The sequence below is a fragment of the Pelagirhabdus alkalitolerans genome, assembly GCF_900096905.1.
GTDB classification, from domain to species: domain Bacteria; phylum Bacillota; class Bacilli; order Bacillales; family Amphibacillaceae; genus Pelagirhabdus; species Pelagirhabdus alkalitolerans.
In genome coordinates this window covers 1-20,021 of sequence record NZ_FMYI01000015.1, presented here as the reverse complement: position 1 = coordinate 20,021, position 20,021 = coordinate 1, and the positions used below count along the sequence as shown (strand labels likewise).

At 38.3% G+C, this 20,021-nt stretch carries 21 protein-coding genes; 18 read left to right on the top strand and 3 right to left on the bottom strand.

Going from position 1 to position 20,021, the window contains the following annotated elements:
- The 9 genes from BLR62_RS12490 to BLR62_RS12075 all read left to right on the top strand — a co-directional run.
- Window positions 1–184 (top strand): hypothetical protein (locus tag BLR62_RS12490; RefSeq protein WP_425438886.1); only part of this gene is annotated, 184 nt, incomplete at its 5' end.
- A gap of 285 nt (window positions 185–469) precedes the next feature.
- The gene (locus BLR62_RS12110) at window positions 470–1,264 is read left to right on the top strand and encodes a flagellin N-terminal helical domain-containing protein (RefSeq protein WP_425438885.1); all 795 of its coding nucleotides are present in this window, start codon (window positions 470–472) and stop codon (window positions 1,262–1,264) included.
- Between the two features lie 60 nt (window positions 1,265–1,324).
- Window positions 1,325–1,501, top strand: coding sequence for a YjfB family protein (locus BLR62_RS12105; RefSeq protein ID WP_090797342.1), 177 nt, complete (start codon window positions 1,325–1,327; stop codon window positions 1,499–1,501).
- A gap of 228 nt (window positions 1,502–1,729) precedes the next feature.
- Window positions 1,730–4,345, top strand: a complete 2,616-nt coding sequence (locus tag BLR62_RS12100; protein ID WP_090797341.1) for a cation-translocating P-type ATPase — start codon at window positions 1,730–1,732, stop codon at window positions 4,343–4,345.
- 109 nt (window positions 4,346–4,454) lie between these two features.
- Window positions 4,455–4,778 (top strand): ArsR/SmtB family transcription factor, encoded by a 324-nt coding sequence (locus BLR62_RS12680; protein ID WP_281241156.1) that lies wholly within the window; start codon window positions 4,455–4,457, stop codon window positions 4,776–4,778.
- Window positions 4,779–5,150 carry an arsenite efflux transporter metallochaperone ArsD gene (arsD, locus tag BLR62_RS12090; protein ID WP_090797336.1) on the top strand — a complete coding sequence of 124 codons (372 nt, stop codon included), beginning with the start codon at window positions 4,779–4,781 and terminating at the stop codon, window positions 5,148–5,150.
- Between the two features lie 20 nt (window positions 5,151–5,170).
- Window positions 5,171–6,913 (top strand): arsenical pump-driving ATPase, encoded by a 1,743-nt coding sequence (gene arsA, locus BLR62_RS12085; RefSeq protein ID WP_090797349.1) that lies wholly within the window; start codon window positions 5,171–5,173, stop codon window positions 6,911–6,913.
- A gap of 194 nt (window positions 6,914–7,107) precedes the next feature.
- Window positions 7,108–8,763: a sensor domain-containing protein gene (locus BLR62_RS12080; RefSeq protein WP_218119778.1), complete on the top strand. Its 1,656-nt coding sequence runs from the start codon at window positions 7,108–7,110 to the stop codon at window positions 8,761–8,763.
- An 83-nt stretch (window positions 8,764–8,846) separates the two neighbouring features.
- Window positions 8,847–9,461, top strand: coding sequence for an SGNH/GDSL hydrolase family protein (locus BLR62_RS12075; RefSeq protein WP_090797331.1), 615 nt, complete (start codon window positions 8,847–8,849; stop codon window positions 9,459–9,461).
- 496 nt (window positions 9,462–9,957) lie between these two features.
- Here BLR62_RS12075 and BLR62_RS12395 read toward each other — a convergent pair whose 3' ends face one another.
- Together BLR62_RS12395 and BLR62_RS12390 are read right to left on the bottom strand one after the other, a co-directional pair.
- On the bottom strand, window positions 9,958–10,092 hold the full coding sequence (locus tag BLR62_RS12395) for a lmo0937 family membrane protein (RefSeq protein WP_143008380.1): 135 nt from the start codon (window positions 10,090–10,092) through the stop codon (window positions 9,958–9,960).
- A 23-nt stretch (window positions 10,093–10,115) separates the two neighbouring features.
- On the bottom strand, window positions 10,116–10,265 hold the full coding sequence (locus BLR62_RS12390; RefSeq protein WP_143008379.1) for a lmo0937 family membrane protein: 150 nt from the start codon (window positions 10,263–10,265) through the stop codon (window positions 10,116–10,118).
- Window positions 10,266–10,471: 206 nt separating this feature from the next.
- On the opposite strand from BLR62_RS12390, the gene queG reads away from it, so the two are divergent.
- Window positions 10,472–11,608 carry a tRNA epoxyqueuosine(34) reductase QueG gene (gene queG, locus BLR62_RS12070; protein WP_090797347.1) on the top strand — a complete coding sequence of 379 codons (1,137 nt, stop codon included), beginning with the start codon at window positions 10,472–10,474 and terminating at the stop codon, window positions 11,606–11,608.
- Between the two features lie 55 nt (window positions 11,609–11,663).
- A complete protein-coding gene (locus BLR62_RS12065) occupies window positions 11,664–12,143 on the top strand; it encodes a tRNA (cytidine(34)-2'-O)-methyltransferase (RefSeq protein WP_090797330.1) in 480 nt (159 codons plus the stop codon).
- A gap of 580 nt (window positions 12,144–12,723) precedes the next feature.
- Here BLR62_RS12065 and BLR62_RS12060 read toward each other — a convergent pair.
- Window positions 12,724–13,281 (bottom strand): GbsR/MarR family transcriptional regulator, encoded by a 558-nt coding sequence (locus tag BLR62_RS12060; RefSeq protein WP_090797327.1) that lies wholly within the window; start codon window positions 13,279–13,281, stop codon window positions 12,724–12,726.
- 246 nt (window positions 13,282–13,527) lie between these two features.
- On the opposite strand from BLR62_RS12060, the gene BLR62_RS12055 reads away from it, so the two are divergent.
- The 7 genes from BLR62_RS12055 to BLR62_RS12025 all read left to right on the top strand — a co-directional run bounded on the left by BLR62_RS12055 (window position 13,528) and on the right by BLR62_RS12025 (window position 19,916).
- Window positions 13,528–14,640 (top strand): betaine/proline/choline family ABC transporter ATP-binding protein, encoded by a 1,113-nt coding sequence (locus BLR62_RS12055; RefSeq protein WP_090797324.1) that lies wholly within the window; start codon window positions 13,528–13,530, stop codon window positions 14,638–14,640.
- Entirely contained in the window at window positions 14,637–15,278 is a 642-nt protein-coding gene (locus BLR62_RS12050; RefSeq protein ID WP_090797322.1) for an ABC transporter permease, read from the top strand. The genes BLR62_RS12055 and BLR62_RS12050 overlap by 4 nt, the downstream gene beginning before the upstream one ends.
- A gap of 37 nt (window positions 15,279–15,315) precedes the next feature.
- Window positions 15,316–16,215: a glycine betaine ABC transporter substrate-binding protein gene (locus tag BLR62_RS12045; RefSeq protein ID WP_090797320.1), complete on the top strand. Its 900-nt coding sequence runs from the start codon at window positions 15,316–15,318 to the stop codon at window positions 16,213–16,215.
- Between the two features lie 22 nt (window positions 16,216–16,237).
- On the top strand, window positions 16,238–16,882 hold the full coding sequence (locus tag BLR62_RS12040) for an ABC transporter permease (RefSeq protein WP_090797318.1): 645 nt from the start codon (window positions 16,238–16,240) through the stop codon (window positions 16,880–16,882).
- Between the two features lie 66 nt (window positions 16,883–16,948).
- Entirely contained in the window at window positions 16,949–18,127 is a 1,179-nt protein-coding gene (locus tag BLR62_RS12035) for a M20 metallopeptidase family protein (RefSeq protein WP_090797317.1), read from the top strand.
- A gap of 152 nt (window positions 18,128–18,279) precedes the next feature.
- Window positions 18,280–18,783 (top strand): hypothetical protein, encoded by a 504-nt coding sequence (locus BLR62_RS12030; RefSeq protein WP_090797314.1) that lies wholly within the window; start codon window positions 18,280–18,282, stop codon window positions 18,781–18,783.
- Window positions 18,784–18,833: 50 nt separating this feature from the next.
- Window positions 18,834–19,916 carry an undecaprenyldiphospho-muramoylpentapeptide beta-N-acetylglucosaminyltransferase gene (locus BLR62_RS12025; RefSeq protein WP_090797312.1) on the top strand — a complete coding sequence of 361 codons (1,083 nt, stop codon included), beginning with the start codon at window positions 18,834–18,836 and terminating at the stop codon, window positions 19,914–19,916.
- Window positions 19,917–20,021 lie beyond the last annotated feature (105 nt).

Here is a 20,021-nt window from a genome sequence, read left to right as displayed (position 1 = left end):
GCAAGGCATCCTAGAACAAACACCAGCATTAATACAGGAAAAGCGAAAGAGTCCCCCACCTAAGCACTTTGTCGAAAAGTTAAAAGACAGTGCAGTAGAAGCAACACGAGATAATTTAGGCTATCTAAAATCAGGGGTTGGAAAACCGATTACAAACGCACTAAAAGGATTACGAGGCATTTAAAAAAGGCGAAAAAGTTGATGCCCTACCCATGAACAAAACGGTGTAAACGCTATCATTGTGTGGCTTAAAACGATATAAAATAAGGGACTTAAAAAAACTCCCACAAGTACTTGACGCAATCTTTTAAATTATTTGTAGTGACAACACCGCCATAACAGTCTATAATAGACTTAATATTACTAATCTGTAATTGCGTTTAAGCAATTGCAGATTTTAATCAAACTAATTTCCATTTTTTACAATAAAATGATAAGGTGATGGTGAAAGGTGCGTATTAATCAAAATATGAGCGCGTTGTTTGCGCATCGTTTTATGCAAACTCATTTATTAGGGGCGCAAAGGTCGATGATGCGTCTGTCGTCTGGAATGCGAATTAACCGGGCTTCAGATGATGCGGCGGGGTTATCGATTTCTGAGAAAATGCGAGCGCAAATTCGAGGATTAAATCAAGCGAGTCGTAATGCTCAGGACGGGATTTCACTTATTCAAACAGCTGAAGGGGCAATGAGTGAGTCACATTCGATTTTACAACGAATGCGAGAACTTAGTGTACAGGCGAGTAATGGGACTTACACAGATGAAGATCGTGGTCAAATCCAAGCTGAAATTGACCAGCTAACAAATGAGCTTACTCGTATTGGTGAGGATACAGAGTTTAATAAGCGACCTTTATTAGATGGAACGGTGACTGATTTAAAACTTCAAATTGGAGCCAATCAAAGTCAACAATTGTCAGTATCGATCGGTGATTTAACAGCTGAAGGTTTGAATATTGAAGGACTTGACTTAACGACACAAGAAGGAGCCAGCGACGCCATTGAGCGATTTGATTCCGCTATTTCGATTGTTTCTAGAGAACGGTCAACGTTAGGTGCGATTCAAAATCGACTTGAACATACAATTTCAAATTTAGATAATCAAGGGTTGAATTTAACGGCAGCTGAATCACGGATTCGAGATGTCGATATGGCGAAAGAAATGATGAACTTTACACGTCTCACGATTTTGGCCCAAGCGTCTCAAGCGATGCTTGCTCAATCGATGCAACAAAATCAAAGTGTGTTAAGATTGTTGCAATAAATGACTTATTCTTTCCTTTTCTTTCATAATGTGCTATGTTAGTAAGTAAGAGGTGATCATATGGATGTAGCAAAAATGTCGATTGCGATGAGTCAAAACTATACGAAAGAACAAATGTCTGTTGGCTTAATGAAACAAACGATGGAACAAGCAGATGATCAATCGGATCAGTTGATTAAAATGATGGAACAATCGATCCAACCCCATTTAGGGTCACAAATTGATACAAGAGCTTAAGTAGAATTAGTGTATAACTGTTAAAGGGGAGTAGCTCTAGCAGTAGTGTCGTCATTACGAGGATTTAACCTCCGGCATTATTGGCAACGAATGTTGTGAGCAAGACCTTTACCAATGTATTCTCACGTGTATATGTGGGAGTCTATTGGTAAAGGTCTTTTTTTAATGCTGATTAGTAAAAAATGTATTTTATGTTAGTGGAATAATAGTGAGCAGGAGATGAAGGATATGACAATCTATTCAAAATCAAAAGAAGAACTACAAACAGAACTAGATACAACAGATAACGGGTTATCTGAAGAAGAAGTGAAAGTTAGACAAGAGCGTGATGGCTTGAATGAATTAGAGGGAAAGAAACCACGTTCGACTTGGCGATTGTTTTTAGATGCGTTTAAAGATGCGATGGTGATTGTTCTACTCGTTGCGGCGACCGTTCAATTTTTACTAGGGGATTATATTGAAACGATCGTCATTGTACTCGTTCTTTTAATGAATGCTTATATTAGTGTCGTTCAAACGAAAAAAGCACAGAGTTCACTCGATGCGCTAAAGAATATGTCCGCTCCGAAAGCGAATGTGAAAAGAAACGGTGAAAAGATAACCATTCCAGCTAAAGAACTCGTCGTCGGTGATCTTGTTTTCTTAGAATCAGGAGACTATGTGCCGGCTGATGGGCGGGTTATTGATAGTGGCTCTTTACAAGTAAATGAAGGGATGCTGACAGGTGAGTCTCAAGTGGTCACAAAAGAGGATGTGATCATTGACGAGAAAGTTGCGTTGGCCGACCAAATCAATATGGTGTTTAGTGGAACACTCGTGACAGGTGGACGCGCGACGTTTATGGTGACAAGTACGGGCCTTCAAACAGAAATGGGCAAAATCGCGAACTTAATCGATACGGCTGAACAAAAATTAACGCCTTTACAACGCAAACTCGATCAGTTTAGTAAAAAGTTAGGAATCGGCATTTTTGGTCTGTCATTACTAATTTTCATCGTACAAGCGATTCGGATTTGGACAACGCCTGCTGCGGATATCGATGTGACAACAGAAGTCTTACAAGCACTAATGTTTGCGGTGGCTGTGGCGGTTGCGGCGATTCCTGAAGCCCTTCAATCGATTGTGACGATTGTGTTATCAGTTGGGACAAATAAGATGGCAAAGCGACATGCGATTATTCGAAAACTTCCTGCTGTTGAAACGTTAGGCTCAACACGTGTCATTTGTACTGACAAAACGGGTACACTAACGCAAAATAAAATGACGGTGACCGATCATTTTTTAACCGATCCAGATGCCAAAACATTTCTCGTTCAATCGGCATTGTTAGTGAATGATAGTTACATCAATGCAAATGGCGAAAGAATAGGTGATCCGACAGAGATAGCTCTGCTCGACTTTGGACAAAATCAAGGGATGACAGATCAACAGGTGCGTGACGCATCCCCAAGAATCGCTGAATTGCCTTTTGATTCCGATCGAAAGTTGATGTCAACGCTACATGATTTAGAAGATGGGCGCTATATGCTAACAAAAGGTGGACCTGATGTCGTATTTGACCGCGCGAGTCACGTGTTAGTTGATGGAGAAGAAGTTGAATTTACTCAAAGCATGAAACGTGCCTATATTGATCAAAACGAACAGTATGCCAAACAAGCGTTACGCGTTTTAGCATTCGCTTACAAAAAATACAGTGAAAGTAAGCAGTCGATTGAAGCAGATGACGAATCTGGTTTTGTTTTGGTTGGCTTAGTGGCCATGATGGACCCACCACGTGAGGCTGTTTATCAAGCAGTTGAAGAAACCAAAACGGCTGGTATGAAAACAATTATGATAACAGGTGATCATAAAACAACAGCTGAGGCCATTGCGACACAAATCGGTTTAATGGATAAAAATGATATAGCGATCACTGGTCAAGAATTGGATCAAATGAGTGAAGATGAGTTACTCGACCGTTTAGAAACCATTTCAGTTTATGCCCGTGTTTCACCTGAAAATAAAATCCGAATTGTGAAGGCTTGGCAAGCGAAAAATCAAATTACAGCGATGACGGGTGATGGTGTGAATGATGCACCTGCTTTAAAACAAGCAGATATCGGGATTGCGATGGGGAGCGGAACGGATGTGAGTAAAGATGCAGCGGCAATGATTTTAACGGATGATAATTTCGTTTCCATTGTTAATGCTGTAGAAGTCGGTCGAACGGTTTTCGACAATATAAAAAAAGCGATCGCGTATTTATTTAGTGGTAATTTAGGTGCGATTATTGCGATTCTGTTTGCTGTTGTACTCGGTCTCCCGAATCCATTTACTGCATTACAGCTTTTGTTTATTAATTTAGTGAACGATTCTTTACCAGCAATTGCCTTAGGAATGGAACCATCTGAGCCAAACGTGATGAAACGAGAGCCACGATCAATCGATGAAGGAATCTTTTCTGGTGATACGAAACGTAGTGTCATCTCAAGAGGTGTAACGATCGGGATTGCTGTCATCTTGTCACATTTAATTGGTCTCACATCGAGTGTTGAAATCGGAGTTGCGATGGCCTTTACGACATTGATTTTATCGCGTACGTTGCAAACATTTGCGGCACGATCAAATAAAGAAACTATTTTCACAGTCGGGCTTTCGACAAACAAGTACGTATTAGGCGCAGTTGGACTTTGTTTTGCGCTCTATTTATTAACATTAGTACCGGGGTTGCGTGTTATTTTTTCTATTCCATCTAGCTTTCAATGGATTCACTGGGCAATGGCGACAGGTTTAGCGGTAGGTGCTGTTTTAACGATGGAACTGATTAAGGTTATATACCATTTCTTTAAGAGAAACGATGGATAGGGTTAAAAATTCATTTAAAATGATTTGTCACAAGATAACAAATCATTTATATTATATATAGACAGTTATCTATATAAAGAAGGTGATCATGATTAGCGAATATGAAAAGATGGCGAAACTATTAAAAGTACTATCCGATAAAAACCGATTAAAGATTATTGATTTATTATCATGTGGAGAAAGATGTGCTTGTGATTTACTTGAAGCGTTTGAGTTTACACAGCCAACTTTATCTCACCATCTCAAGGTGTTAGCTGATTATCAATTCATAAAGAGTCGAAAAGAAGGTGTCTGGTACCATTATCGCCTGAATCCAGAAATGAATGATCAGATAACAGTATTTTTATCGACGCTACTTACACCGAAAGCGTCATGCATCTGTCATGATCAAACGATCTGCCAGTGCCAAAATGAAAAGGAGCGTGTGTTATAAATGAGTCAAATGGTGATTTTCGAACCTGCTATGTGTTGTGATACGGGTGTGTGTGGTCCATCTGTTGACCAGGAACTATTAAGATTAAGTACAGTATTAAATAATTTAAAAGATCAAGGTGTTTTAGTTGAACGCTATAACTTAACAAACAATCCTCAGATTTTTGTTGATAATCAAACGATTAATACCATTTTGAATGAAGAAGGTGTAGAGGCCTTACCTGTTACGATCGTAGATGGCAAAGTCTTTAAAAAACAGGCGTATCCAACGAATGAAGAAATTAAAGAGCAACTAAATGTTCCAGCTTCTCATTTAACAGCGCAATTTAATGTCATTAACAATGATTGCGGTTGTGACGATGGGTGTTGCTAATGGATAAAAAGCTAAACAATATGCAACCTTTCAATGTTGAGCTCTTACCTTTAACAAAATATATTTTTTTTACTGGTAAAGGCGGAGTTGGTAAGACATCAACAGCTTGTGCAACGGCTATTGCGTTAGCTGATTCAGGTAAAAAAATTATGCTGATTAGTACGGATCCTGCTTCTAATTTACAGGATGTTTTTGAAACAGAGTTAACGAATAAAGGCGTAGAAATTGATGGTGTCAGGAATCTTGTTGTGGCCAACTTTGATCCAGAGCAAGCTGCTTTTGAATATAAAGAATCAGTCGTTGGCCCTTATCGCGGAAAGCTTCCAAATCCAGTTATTCAAAATATGGAAGAACAATTATCTGGCTCCTGTACGGTTGAAATCGCTGCGTTTAATGAGTTCTCCGATTTTATAACAGATGAAGATAAGGCGGACGAATATGATCATATCCTATTTGATACAGCGCCAACAGGTCATACGTTACGCATGTTACAGCTTCCATCTGCATGGCGAGACTTTATGGATGAGAGTACACATGGTGCCTCTTGTTTAGGTCAATTATCAGGTTTGGAAGGGAAGCAACAAGTGTATCAATCCGCTGTTTCTAATCTATCTAATCCAGAACTAACGACACTTGTTCTTGTGACGCGTCCCGAGATGTCACCTTTAAAAGAAGCAGATCGTGCATCTAAAGAGTTAGAACAGATTGGTGTTAAGAATCAAGCATTAATTGTAAATGCCTTATTAACGCAGGCAAACGATACATTATCTCAATCGATATATGACAAACAACAAGTGGCTCTAGGCGATATGTCTAATCGATTACAGAAATTAACGACGTACTATATTCCACTTCGTTCATATAATTTAGGTGGATTATCCCATCTTCGAGCGATGTTGACAGATGATCGAGTGGATCAGCAAAGTCCAGTAGAAAAGGTTGACCTGCCGTCGCTTTCAACGATTACGCATCATTTAAATGAGACGAATAAACGTGTCATTTTCACAATGGGTAAGGGAGGCGTTGGTAAAACGACACTTGCAGCGACGATTGCTTTAGATTTAGCTGATCAAGGTAAAAACGTTCATTTAACCACAACTGATCCAGCTAGTCATCTGCATCATGTATTAGATGATCGATCAAATATTCGAATGAGCTATATTGATGAAGAAAAAGAATTGAAAACATATCGTGAATCTGTGCTAGCTAAAGCGCGTGAGACAATGGGGGAAGATGATCTAGCTTATATTGAAGAAGATCTTAGAAGTCCTTGTACTCAAGAAATAGCTGTTTTTCGAGCGTTTGCTGAACTCGTTGATCATTCCGATGAAGAGGTGGTTGTCATTGATACAGCGCCAACGGGTCATACATTACTTTTATTAGATGCGACTGAAAGTTATCACCGAGAAATTGAGCGAACATCAGGTGATACACCACCGTCTGTTCAGCGATTGTTGCCGAAGCTGAGAGATCCAGATCACACAGCTGTTGTTATTGTCACATACCCTGAACAAACACCTGTATACGAAGCTGGCCGATTAGCAGATGACTTAACGCGTGCTAAGATTGATAACAAATGGTGGGTTGTAAATGCCAGCTTATTAGCATCAGGTACGACAGATCCACTCTTACAAGCAAAAGCGAGCCAAGAACGAAAATGGATTGAAGAAGTTAAACGAAAAAGTGATAATCGCTATGCCGTTGTTAGTTATGATACAACTGAATTAAATGGTGATCACTTAAAAAACCTTCTTACTGTATAAGTTGCTGATAAAATATAAACTGATTATGTATAAAAAAACAACTTATATGAGTCTATAGTTCTCAAAACGAGCTTATGATATTATTTATCATAAGCTTGTTTTAAAAAATATGGTTCTTTTGTATCGATTTCTACATATGATGGAATAAGTTTGTTATAATGTTTAGGAATTTCGATCTAAAGAAGGTGACTCACGTGGAGCTATCAAGTCAAAAAATTATAGATGGAATGACCGACATGGTATTTGTGATGCGTGTTGATCACCAATATGAACGGTTTATTTATGAAGCGATTAACCAAAAAGCAAAAGAGGAACTCCCTTTATTATCTGAAAGTATAGGCTTATCTATAGACGAGGTGAATCCACCTGTTTTAGCTAGTATATTGAATTATCATTACCAAAAAGTCTTAACGACAAACGAACCCATAAAGTATATCGATGATTATTTCGTACGTGAAAATGAAACAAAGGCAAGTGAGACGACGTTAACGCCCGTTTTCAATCATGATGTCATCACACATATAGTCGGTGTCGTCAAAGATATCACATCATTGAAACAAGCAGAGGTACAAAACGAAAGAAGTAAAGCAAGACTTAAGCAATCACGTAAGCGATATAAAGCATTGTTTGATGAGAACACGGATGCCATCGCATATCTAAACTTGTCTGGGGATATTATTCGCATGAACAATGCTTGTCGTGTGTTTGTTCAACAGTTTGATCAAAGCGGAGAAGACAAAAATATTTTTAGCTTATTAAAAGCAGGTGATCTTAAACTTTTATTAGAAAGGTTTAACGAAGCTAAAAATCAAGAAACGGTTTCAGTCGATCTACGTCATAAAACAATGGATCATGTCCCCATTATCATCCAGGTTAAATTTATTCCATATGTATTAGACGATCAAACAGAAGGTATTTATTGTATTATTAAAGATATGACAGCAGAAGTCACGGCGAAAGAAGCTTTGATGCAAAGTGAAGAACGCTTCCGGTTAATCGCAGAACATTCATCTGATTTAATTCAATTAGTCGATCATAAAGAGATCCTTTTATATGCTTCACCTTCACATGAGAGCATTTTGGGTTATGATGATCAATTGCTTGAGCAACGTTCACTTTTAGAACTCGTTTCGGATAAACATCACACTGTTCTAGTTAAACATTTTAATCGTTCAAAAGAAAAAAATGAGACAGAGCGATTTGAAGTTCAGTTAAAAACAAGGGATGATCGTTTGCAATGGTTTGAATTACAAATTGAACCAATTGAAGATCAAAACGGACGATTCAATCATTTTGTTGTTGTTGGGCGCGATGTTGAAGAGCGAAAAGCGTATGAAGAAAAGTTACAATATTTTGCTTATCATGACCCGCTTACGGGTGTAGCGAATCGTCGCTTATTAAGTGACCGCTTAGAACAGGTTGTTGCTTTTTATAAAAGAAATCAAATACCTTTTGCGATGATTATGATTGATATTGATGATTTTAAAGTGATCAATGATGATTATGGTCATGATGCGGGTGATGTTGTTATACAAGAGGTGGCAAAACGCTTGCAAGGTAGTGTGCGAGAAGTTGATACGGTCAGTCGATTTGGAGGGGATGAATTTGCGATTCTTCTACCAGAGATTGATACTAAGGAAAATTTATCAACTGTTTTAGTACGTATAGAAAGTATGTTACAAAAACCGTATTTATTTAGTGAAAATAACCATTTTAATATTGGAATTAGTTTAGGGGTTTATTTACATGAAGATGAACAAGTTGATGCTTTATCGGTTTTGTCACAAGCAGATCATGCTCTCTATGATGCAAAACGCGCTGGTAAAAATCGAACGATTATAAAATCATGAGGCATAAATTCCTAAAACTAAGTGTGAGGATTATGCTATACTAACTAAAAGTAATCTCATCATTTATAAGGAGCAGATTTTACATGCAGACAGAAAAATGGCTATTTATCGGAGATAGTATAACAGAGGCAGGTCGGTTTGAAGATGTTGAAGGGTTAGGCGATAATTATGTTCGGATGATTCGTGATCAATTTGCAATCCGAAAGACTTCACCTGTTCCTACATTTGTGAACAAAGGGATCAGTGGAAATCGCATCACAGACCTTGCGAACCGGTGGCAAGAAGATGTATTAGATGAAAATCCCGATTTACTGTCGATTTCAATTGGTGTCAATGATGTGTGGCGCCAGCTTGATCAGCCGGGTATGGATCAAGTCACCCCCCTTCGTTTTGAATCGATTTACCGGGATTTACTCAATCAAACGGTTGCCTCAACAAATGCTAGGATCGTTCTAATGGAACCTACAGTGATTGAAGAAAAACGAGATTCAGAAGGTAATATTAAATTAGTCGATTATGTAGAGATTGTTCAAAAACTAGCAACCGAATATGACTGTCAATTGGTTCGGACTCATCGGGCTTTTTTAACTTACCTAGAAAACAAGCGATCGCTACCCCTTACAACGGATGGCGTTCATATGACAAGTACAGGCAATGCCTTAATGGCAAACACTTGGTTGGATACAGTTTTTGATTGATTCATCGATGATCATCGCACTATCAAAACACTACGCTTTTCGCGGGCACGGATCGAGCCTCCTCGCCCCAAATACCGGTCGGGTCTCAGGGACACGTGCTATTCCCGCAGAAGTCTACGCATTTTGCTTCCGCTTAGTATAGCGCATTAAATAAAATTATTATGCACTTATATTGGTATAATTGCTTTATTGAATGAATGATGTTCATTTTTATCATTGTTATTCAGAAAAAACGTGACGAACGGTCGGTGGCGACGCCTGTGGGAAAAGCACGAGCTGAAGATCCACTGAGGGAAGCGTATTTCTTTCCTCAGTTAGCTGAAGCCGTGCCCACGGCAAGCGCCCACCGAAAGTGAGTCATAAGAACTATCCTTGTGTTTCAAAGACCATAAAAAAACGCCAAATCGACAACGTTAAGCATGTCAGTTTGGCATTTTTTCTATGAAACATGAGAACCGTACCCTTATTTCACAACATCATTCTTAATATATAAACATTATCGCCCTCTAATTAATCGTGCAATGAATACAAGCAATGCCACGATCAGTAACGCGTGAATCAAACTACCGACATCGAATAATAGTCCGACTAACCAAGCGAGTAGTATGATTCCAATAATGGTCCATAACATAGATCGTTGCCTCCTAATTTAAGTTATACGCCCTTACCTCGTCCGGTGATCATATTAAAGATAAATGCAACGAGTGCAATCACTAGCAATAAGTGAATGAAGCCACCGGCAATCTCTAATATGAGTCCGATTAACCATAAAAAGAATAGAATACTTATTATCGTCCAAATCATGGGTTTTCCTCCCTTATTTTTGAAGTCTAAAGTACAATACCCGTTTGTGCTATTATTAAACAAAAAAATTTAAAAAGTGACTTGAAAACTGATGTGTCGCTTGTTATAATACTTATTAACACTTTATTTAACCTAACGCAGTATTTCGTTGAACGAGCAACGAAGTATTGCGTTTTATTTATATATGAGGAGCGAGGTGACTATTGGTGGCCAATGAAACGTTAAAAGCAGAGATCATAGAATATGCAAAGTCAATCGGCATCGATAAAATTGGTTTTGCGGCTGCTAATCCGTTCGCAGAAATGAAGTCCCGTTTAAAAATGCAACAAGATGATGACTATCAATCAGGTTTTGAAAAAGGAACGATAGAAGAACGAACAGAACCTGAGTTGCACTTAGATGATGCTGAGTCGATTATTGCCATTGCTGTTGCGTATCCTTCACGTATGAAAAGTCGACCTACAAATAAAAAAGGCAATCGACGCGGTAATTTTTGCCGTGCTTCATGGGGACATGATTATCATATCGTTTTAAATGAAAAGTTAGAAAAATTAGAAGCTTATATTGCCTCACGTGTCACAGGCTTTAGATCAAGATCGATGGTTGATACAGGTGAATTATCAGACCGTGCCGTCGCAGAACGTGCTGGTATTGGGTTTAGTGGCAAGAATTGTTCCATTATTACACCGGAGTTTGGTTCCTATGTCTACTTAGGTGAAATGATTACGAATATTCCGTTTCCTTCAGATGAACCGGTTGATGATGGTTGTGGTGATTGTACATTATGTATTGAAGCTTGCCCAACAGGTGCACTTGTCGCACCGGGTCGTTTGAATGCTCAAAATTGTATTGCGTTTGTTACCCAAACAAAAGGGTTTATGCCGGATGAATACCGTGAAAAAGTTGGCAATCAATTGTACGGATTTGATACATGCCAACTTGTCTGCCCGAAGAATAAAGGGATTGATACCCATCACCATCCAGAACTAGAACCTGACCCAGAACTCGTTAAACCCGAATTATTACCGTTATTATCGATATCCAACCGAGAGTTTAAACAATCATTTGGTAAAATGGCCGGTTCATGGCGAGGGAAAAAGCCGATTCAACGAAATGCGATTATCGCACTTGCGCATTATAAAGAGACCTCGGCAGTTGATCGCTTAATTGAACTGATGAAAGAGGACCCACGGCCTGTTATTCGCGGGACAGCTGCTTGGGCGATTGGTAAAATTGGGCGTGAAGACGGGCGTCAGGCAATTCTAGATTGTCAACAGCAAGAAGTGGATGAGGAAGTATTAGAGGAAATGGCAAAAGGCCTCGCGTATTTTAGCCATCGTTAGTATAGTTCTTTTATGCTATAATAACGCTTGTAATGAAAGTAGAGGAGAGAGAATTTTGAGTATCCATGTCGTTTTATATCAACCTGAGATTCCTGCTAATACAGGAAACATTGCAAGAACGTGCTTAGCCACAAATACGACCCTTCATTTAATTCATCCGTTAGGTTTTTCAACGGATGATAAGATGTTAAAGCGAAGCGGATTGGATTATTGGTATGATGTCAATGTCAACTATCATAATTCGATTGAGGATTTATATGCTTCTTACCCGCAGGGTGATTACTATTATATTGAAAACTTTGGAACCCGTTATTATAGTGATTTTGATTTTAGTGATCAATCGCGCGATTTATTTTTCGTGTTTGGACGTGAAACAACTGGCATTCCTAAAGAGTTGTTAGTTGGAAAAGAAGATCAATGTCTACGGATTCAAATGGCGGCAAACGATAAAGTAAGATCATTAAACTTATCGAATACAGCTGCTATCTTAATGTATGATGTTCTAAAACAACAAGGTTTTCCTAATATGCATTAAAAAACGCCAAATCAACATTTTTAATCATGTTGATTTGGCGTTTTTTATGAGATATGAGCACCCCACTGCTTCTAAAAAAATCATAACAAAAATGTGTTTGCGGGGAAACACGGGGACGGTTCTCGTGTTTCAAAAGTGTTTATCGATGATTACCGTTCCACCAAAATGCTTCGCTTTTCGCGGGCGTGGCCTCAACTTCCCATAGCTGACCAATGGTTCGCTATGGGTGATTTTCGGGCTCACGTTATTCCCGCAGAAGTCTACGCATTTTGGTTCCGCTTAGTGTACCTGACATCATGAACGACCTTATAAAACAACAAGCTTTAGAGAGGGGAAACTTGACGAACAATCGGTGGCGACGCCTGCGGGATAAGTGCGAGCTGAAGATCCACTGAGGAAAGAGGCTTTCTTTCCTCAGTTAGCTGAAGCCGTGCCCGCGGCAAGCGCCCACCGAAAGTGAGTCACAAACAAGCAGCTCTATTCCGAACATTATTTACGTTACAACCTAAAAAACGCCCAATCGACATTTTTATCATGTCGATTGGGCGTTTTTAATTGTTTAAGGACTGTGATTAACGCATTATAAATCTTTCTTAATCTCTTCAATTTCTTTTTTAGGTACAATATCAAATATTTTTTGCGACTCAAATAACTCAACGACACGATCGATCCAATCATAATAAGCAACAGAAGCGAGTGAATCATCTTTGTACATCTTTGCTTTTTCGATCACTTCTGGTGTTGCTTCTGGATCGTTCATAATTGACTCGAGTTCTTGCATGATTCGACTTTCAATTTTTCGATTACGCACAACGACATCGCGCCAGTTTGATGTGAATAAAGAAATGAATGTTTGGTAATAATCTTCCTCAACAGTATAGTGGTCTTTTCTCGACCCACGAACAAAAGCTTTTTCCGCAATATCGTAATGGACCATTTCCCTTAACACTTGGCTCATGCGAGTCTTGCTCATACCGGTATGTTCGGCTAACTCATCTAGATCAAGCGCACGTCCTTCATAAAAGATAGCGGCAATGACACGACCAATGGTGCCAGGAAAACCATATGATTTCATATTTTCTGCAATTTGTTCACTCACGCGATGTTTAATTTGTTCTAATCGTTCTTCATGATTCATCCATTATCATCTCTTTTTCTTTTTTATTATACCTTAGCACATCTCATTTTCAGAACCAAATGACAAAATGAGGAGTATTTGAACGAAATATGGCGGAATTATAAGTAAAAAAAGTTTATATAATTCATACACTTTATTTTGTATAAAGTTTGTGCAATTTAAAGTTTATACAACGTTTTGATATTTCATCATTGTTCGCTAGAATAGCGTTAGTACAAAAAAGACCGACGAAAGAAGGGACAATAGTTGATTCAATTAAAGAAAGTAAGCAAAATATACGATGATGGCTTTCAGGCCTTGAAAGAAATCGATCTAACCTTTGAAGAAGGTCAGTTAAATGTATTAATTGGACCAAGTGGTTGTGGAAAGACGACGACCATGAAATTACTAAATCGATTAATTGATTATACAGATGGTGAATTGACAATTAATGATAAGCTGATTTCAGAGATTAATCCAATTGACCTAAGACGTCAAATGGGTTATGTCATTCAAAGTATTGGGCTATTTCCACATATGACGATTTATGACAATGTGGCAGCTGTGCCAAAGTTATTGAAGTGGGATAAAAAGAAAATTGATAAAAAAGTTGATGAGTTGCTTAATATGGTTGATTTGGATCCACAAGTGTACAAAAAACGCTATCCAAATGAATTAAGTGGTGGACAACAACAACGTATTGGTGTGATTCGTGCACTTGCTGCTGAACCAGACATTATCTTGATGGATGAGCCATTTAGTGCACTCGACCCAATTAGTCGTGAACAATTACAAGACGAGTTAGTTAAATTACAACAAGAGATCAATAAGACGATTGTCTTTGTTACACATGATATGGATGAAGCGATTAAGATTGCTGATCAAATCATTCTAATGCGTGATGGAGAAGTCGTTCAAAAAGGCTCGCCTCACGAGCTTTTAACAAATCCAGCGAACGCATTTGTTGAAGACTTTATTGGAAGTGAACGACTCGAACAAGCAAAAGGACTTCCACCGATGACGGCGTTCATTGATCAAAATTATACGTATGGAACACACGATCAATCAGTCGAAGCTGTTATGAAGCTCATGCTTGATCATAAGCAAGATCAATTACCCATTGTTGATGAAAACAATCTTTACTTAGGTGTCGTCAGTTTATATGATGCCATTGGTCAACAAGATAAGACATTAAACGATCTTATTGTAAAAGTGGATGCCTATCAGCGTGATGATGAGACAAAACAATTTGTCGGGAGTCGTGAAACGATCGCACCTGTTATTGAAAAAGATGGTACTTTTATTGGTGTTCTAGATCAAGATCAAGTACTTGATGTACTTTATCAAAAATTCGATTCTAAAAGTGGTGTGAAATCATGAATTTAATCGAAGAATATATTGAATTTTGGGAAATACGTTATGAAAATATTTTCGAATATTTAATTGAACATTTAACGATTTCATTTGTGTCGATCTTATTTGCCATTATTTTGACGATACCTTTAGCAATTTGGATGACAAAAATGAAACATGAGCGAGTGAAGGGCTTGATCTTTAGTGTAGCAAACTTGTTTCAAACAGTGCCTACAATCGCCATGTTTGCTTTATTAATACCCGTTTTTGGTATTGGTTTTACACCGGCTGTCGTCGCCTTGTTCTTATATGCTTTATTGCCGCTACTTAGAAATACGTATGCTGGCATTGAGTCGATTGACCAAGGAATTGTTGAGGCAGCAAAAGGCATGGGATATAACACCGTCCAGCGATTATTCAAAATTGAATTACCGATCGCCGTGCCGTATATTATGTCAGGTATTCGAATTACAACCGTTTATATTATCAGTTGGACAACACTTGCAGCTGTTATTGGTGCTGGGGGACTAGGTGACTTGGTCATGGCGGGTATCGGTGTCAATAACACTTACATGATTTTTACGGGTACGATGTTAGCGATTATTTTAGCATTATTTATTGATTTGTTATTTGGCTTAATTGAGAAGAAACTCTCAAGAGCTTAATATAAATAAAAAAAAACAGAAAAAGGGGATTATTTAAATGAAAAAACTTATTTTAACTAGCTTACTTGCTACAGTACTACTAGTTGTAGCAGCGTGTGGAGACGATACAGAAGGAAGCCAAACATTTGAATTTGGTGCACAATCATATACAGATCCGAAAATTGTTGGTGAGATGGTAAAAATGCTCGTTGAAGACCAAACGGAGCATTCAGTAAACATGACAGAAGATATTCAAGCAAGTCCGCAAGTACTAACGGCAATTGACCGTGAAGAGTTTGATTTTGCATTACTATATTCAGGTGAGGTCTACAATAATCACTTTGATGATGTAGAATTCTCAGCAGATCCACAAGAAACAATTGAAAATGCACAAGAGTTCTTCGGACCAGAGTATGGGATTACTTGGTACGATACAATTGGATTTACAAACGAATATGCGATTGCGATCCAAGGTGGATTTGCAGATGAAGAGAATATTTCAACGATTTCAGACTTAGAACCTTTTGCAGATGATTTAATTCTAGGAACAGATACAACCTGGATTGAGCGTGACAACGATGGTTACCGTGGTTTCCAAGAAGCTTATGGCTTTGAATTCGGTGATGCAAATGGTATGGAAGTATCACTTATGTATGAAGGTATTGCAAGTGATGAAGTAGATGTCGTGACAGCTTATACAGTAGATCCGCAAATCGTTGAATATGATCTACGTATTTTAGAAGATGATCAACAATTCTTCCCACCATATGATGCATCTTTAGTGGCTCGTGATGAAGTACTAGATAACTTCCCAGAAGTAGCTGAAATTATGGAATCATTAGTCGGTTCAATTTCAACAGAACGTATGTCAGAACTTATTAACGAAGTGGACATCCAAGGTCGTTCAACTCAAGAAGTTGCTCAAGAATTCTTGGAAGAAGAAGGATTTTTAAACTAAACAATAAAGTGGGGATCCAAACATGGATTTTTTAATCGAAGTTGGTCGCTATATGGCGAACAATTCGTCAACATTTGTTTCATTAACGATTGAACATATTATTATGGTCGTACAAGCAATTGCTTATGCGCTAATTGCTGGTGTACCACTTGGTATATTGGCGGCAAAATATAAAAAATTAGCACCTGTAATTTTATCACTCGTTAATATATTACAACTGATCCCAAGTATTGCGATGCTAGCGATCCTGTTGATTTATTTCGGGATGGGAACATCAACTGTTGTGATCGGCTTGTTCTTTTATTCTTTATTACCGATTGTACGTAATACGTATGTCGGAATTAAAGAAGTTGATCCAGGGATCACAGAAGCAGGTAAAGGAATCGGCATGACGCCATTACAATTACTTGCTAAAGTACAATTTCCATTATCAATTCCATTTTTAATGGCAGGTTTGCGTGTGGCAGCTGTTATTGCTGTTGCCGTTGCAACGATCGCCCCATATATAGGTGGGGGAGGTCTTGGTCGTGAGATTGTGAGTGGTATAAATCTGCAAAATGAGATTCGTCTTGTTGCAGGGGCTATACCAGCAGCTGTGTTAGCGATTATTGCAGACTTCTTACTAGGAAAAGTTGAAAACAAAACGAAAAGACGCTTTGCAAATTAAATGTATAGAAAAAGATGCCGATTGATTTGTCGGCATCTTTTTTTACAATAAAGGAGCCTGAGTTCATTGAAATCAAAGATTTTTAAATATATTGAAGAGAGTTATCAAGAAATGATTAAGATTCGCCGTCATTTGCATATGTATCCTGAACTTTCTTTTCAAGAAAAAGAGACGGCACAATTCATAGCTGATTACCAACGAGAATTAGGTTTAGACGTTCGAACTGAAGTCGGTGGCAACGGTGTTGTAGCGACGTTAAAAGGTAAGAAACCTGGAAAAACAGTTGCCATTCGAGCAGATTTTGATGCTCTACCAATACAAGAAGAAAATGATGTCCCTTATAAATCTACGGTAGACGGTGTCATGCATGCTTGTGGACATGATGCCCATACAGCCATCGCTTTAGGGCTGTCAAAAAGCTTCAGCCAAATAAAGGATCAATTATCTGGAACGATTGTCTTTATTCATCAACATGCAGAAGAACAAGATCCAGGTGGTGCACAAGCGATGATTGCGGATGGAGCGCTTGAAGGTGTTGATGTCATTTTCGCGACGCATATGGAGAATTATTTAGAAGTCGATCAAATTTGGCACAGCTATGATTATATTTTAGGAGCAAGTGATGATTTCAAAATCACCATTGAAGGTGTAGGAGGACACGGTGCATTTCCTCAAGATACGACCGATGTCATTCAGATTGGCTCTCAATTGGTTAATCAATTGCACCAAATCGTGAGTCGTAAAGTGGATCCACTAAAGTCTGCAGTCCTTACCGTTGGGTCGTTTCATGCGGGTCATACAACGAATGTCATCTCTAATCAAGCCATACTAGAAGGTACTGTGCGAAGTTTTGATGATGATGTACGTATTCAAATGTCCGAATGGGTTAAGCAAGTGGCCGATTATACAGTGAAAGGATTAGGGGCTGATGTGACGGTTCAATATGATTTCGGTTATCCGGCAACCAAAAATGATGCGCGTGTCAACGAAAGGTTAGTTCAAGCAGCGAAAGATGTATTGCCAGAAGCTAATATTCACGAAATGAAACCGAATATGGGTGCAGAGGATTTTGCCTATTTCACACGCAAAATTCCAGGTGTTTATTTCTTTACAGGCTCAGCAAATAAGAATAAGGGTTTGATTTATCCGTATCATCACCCCAAATTTGATATTGATGAAAAAGCTTTGTTGAACGGTGCAAAAGTTATTGGCTCAGCAGTTATTGATTATTTAAATGAATCATGAATGAAAAGAAAGATCGATGAAGAATCGATCTTTTTTTATGTTTTTAATCATATGTTTTAGAATATATAAAAATTGTAACGTGAATAATAGGTTGGACGTCTATCTAAATGTAACAATATTTGTTAAAATAAATTGTTGAGGGGGATTGCTGTATGAAGTTGATGCAAATGATCATCGTGTTTTGTATAGCCATTGTTTTGTTAGTTGGATGCGGAGACGATGAAGAGACGATACCGGAAGGGTACTATACATATGATGAAAGTGAAGTGAATGCAGCATTAGATGAGCTATCCTTTGATCCTCAACTTCCTCGCTACTTACCGATGTCAGTTGAATTTATTATAACTGATACATTTTCTAATGAATCGAGTGACGAAGCATTAGATATTAGTTTTTACTCCAGAGATAATGATTTAATGACGTACCAAGTTTACAAAGGTGAAATAGATGAATCATTTGAAGGCGAACATGTCTTGTTAAATGAAGCGATTGAAGCGACTTACCGTCATAATCGATTTGCTCATGTCATGACTTGGGAGCATGAGGGACTCACTTATCATATAGAATGGAGAGAAAGCTCTCGTCAAGAATCTGGTGAGGATATAACGAAAGAAGATTTAATTGTTATAGCAGAATCGATGTATTCCTCAACTTGAGTTTAAAATACTAAGAAAAAGCGTGTAATGAAAACGAAAGAGGTTATAGGATGACAAAACGAAAACAAATTGTCCTTACAGGTGGTGGGACGGCCGGGCACGTCATGGTTAACTTGGCCATTATCCCGATATTAAAACAAGATGGTTGGAAGATTGATTATATCGGCTCCAAAAAAGGTATTGAACGTGATTTAATTGAAAATTTAGAAGGTATTACGTATCACCCGATTTCAACGGGTAAGTTAAGACGATATGCTTCCATTGAAAATTTTAAAGATCCATTCAAAGTATTAAATGGAATCAGGCAAGCAACGATGATTTTGCATCGTTTAAAACCACAAGTTATTTTTTCTAAAGGTGGATTTGTTTCGGTTCCTGTTTTAATGGCATCACGGTTAAAAGGTGTGCCAGCAATTATCCATGAATCAGACATCACCCCAGGTCTTGCGAATAAATTGGCTATGCCGTTTGCGAAACGTATCTTAGCGACGTTCCCTGAAACGCTAGATCATTTATCTAAAGAGAAAGCGAAGTGGATTGGTGCTGTCATTCGCCCCGAACTATTTGAAGGGGATCAAGGTGCGGGTCTTAAAATGGCAGATTTAGATCGTTCAAAACCGGTCATGATGGTGATGGGTGGAAGTGCTGGTTCAAAGCGATTAAACGAAGCAGTAAGGGAGCAATTAGATACGCTACTTGCCACTTATCAAGTGATCCATATTTGTGGGAAAGACCATTTAGATTCAACAATTCACCGCCGTGGTTATAAACAATTTGAGTATGTAAATAAAGGTTTACCGGATTTGTTAGCGGCAACTGATGTTGTCGTATCACGCGCAGGCGCTAATGCGATCTTTGAATTTTTAGCACTTAAAAAGCCCATGTTACTGATTCCATTATCAAGACAAGCGAGTCGAGGTGACCAAATTTTAAATGCAAAAGCTTTTGAAAAACAGGGCTATGCGCATGTGTTATATGAAGAAGATTTAAACGATCAGTCTTTTATTAAGAAAGTAAATGGTTTAACAAAAAACAAAGATCAAATAAAAAATGCGATGAATCAATATGAACGTCAAGATGCGACGCAACGTGTGATTGATGAGCTGTATCAGTTAGCTAAATCAATCAAATAAAGATAAAAAGGGTTCTAAGTCAAATGTTGGGGTGAGCTAACGCTCACTCCTTATTTTTTTATGCAATTCGGATCTTCACATCTTTATATTGATGATACAATAAAA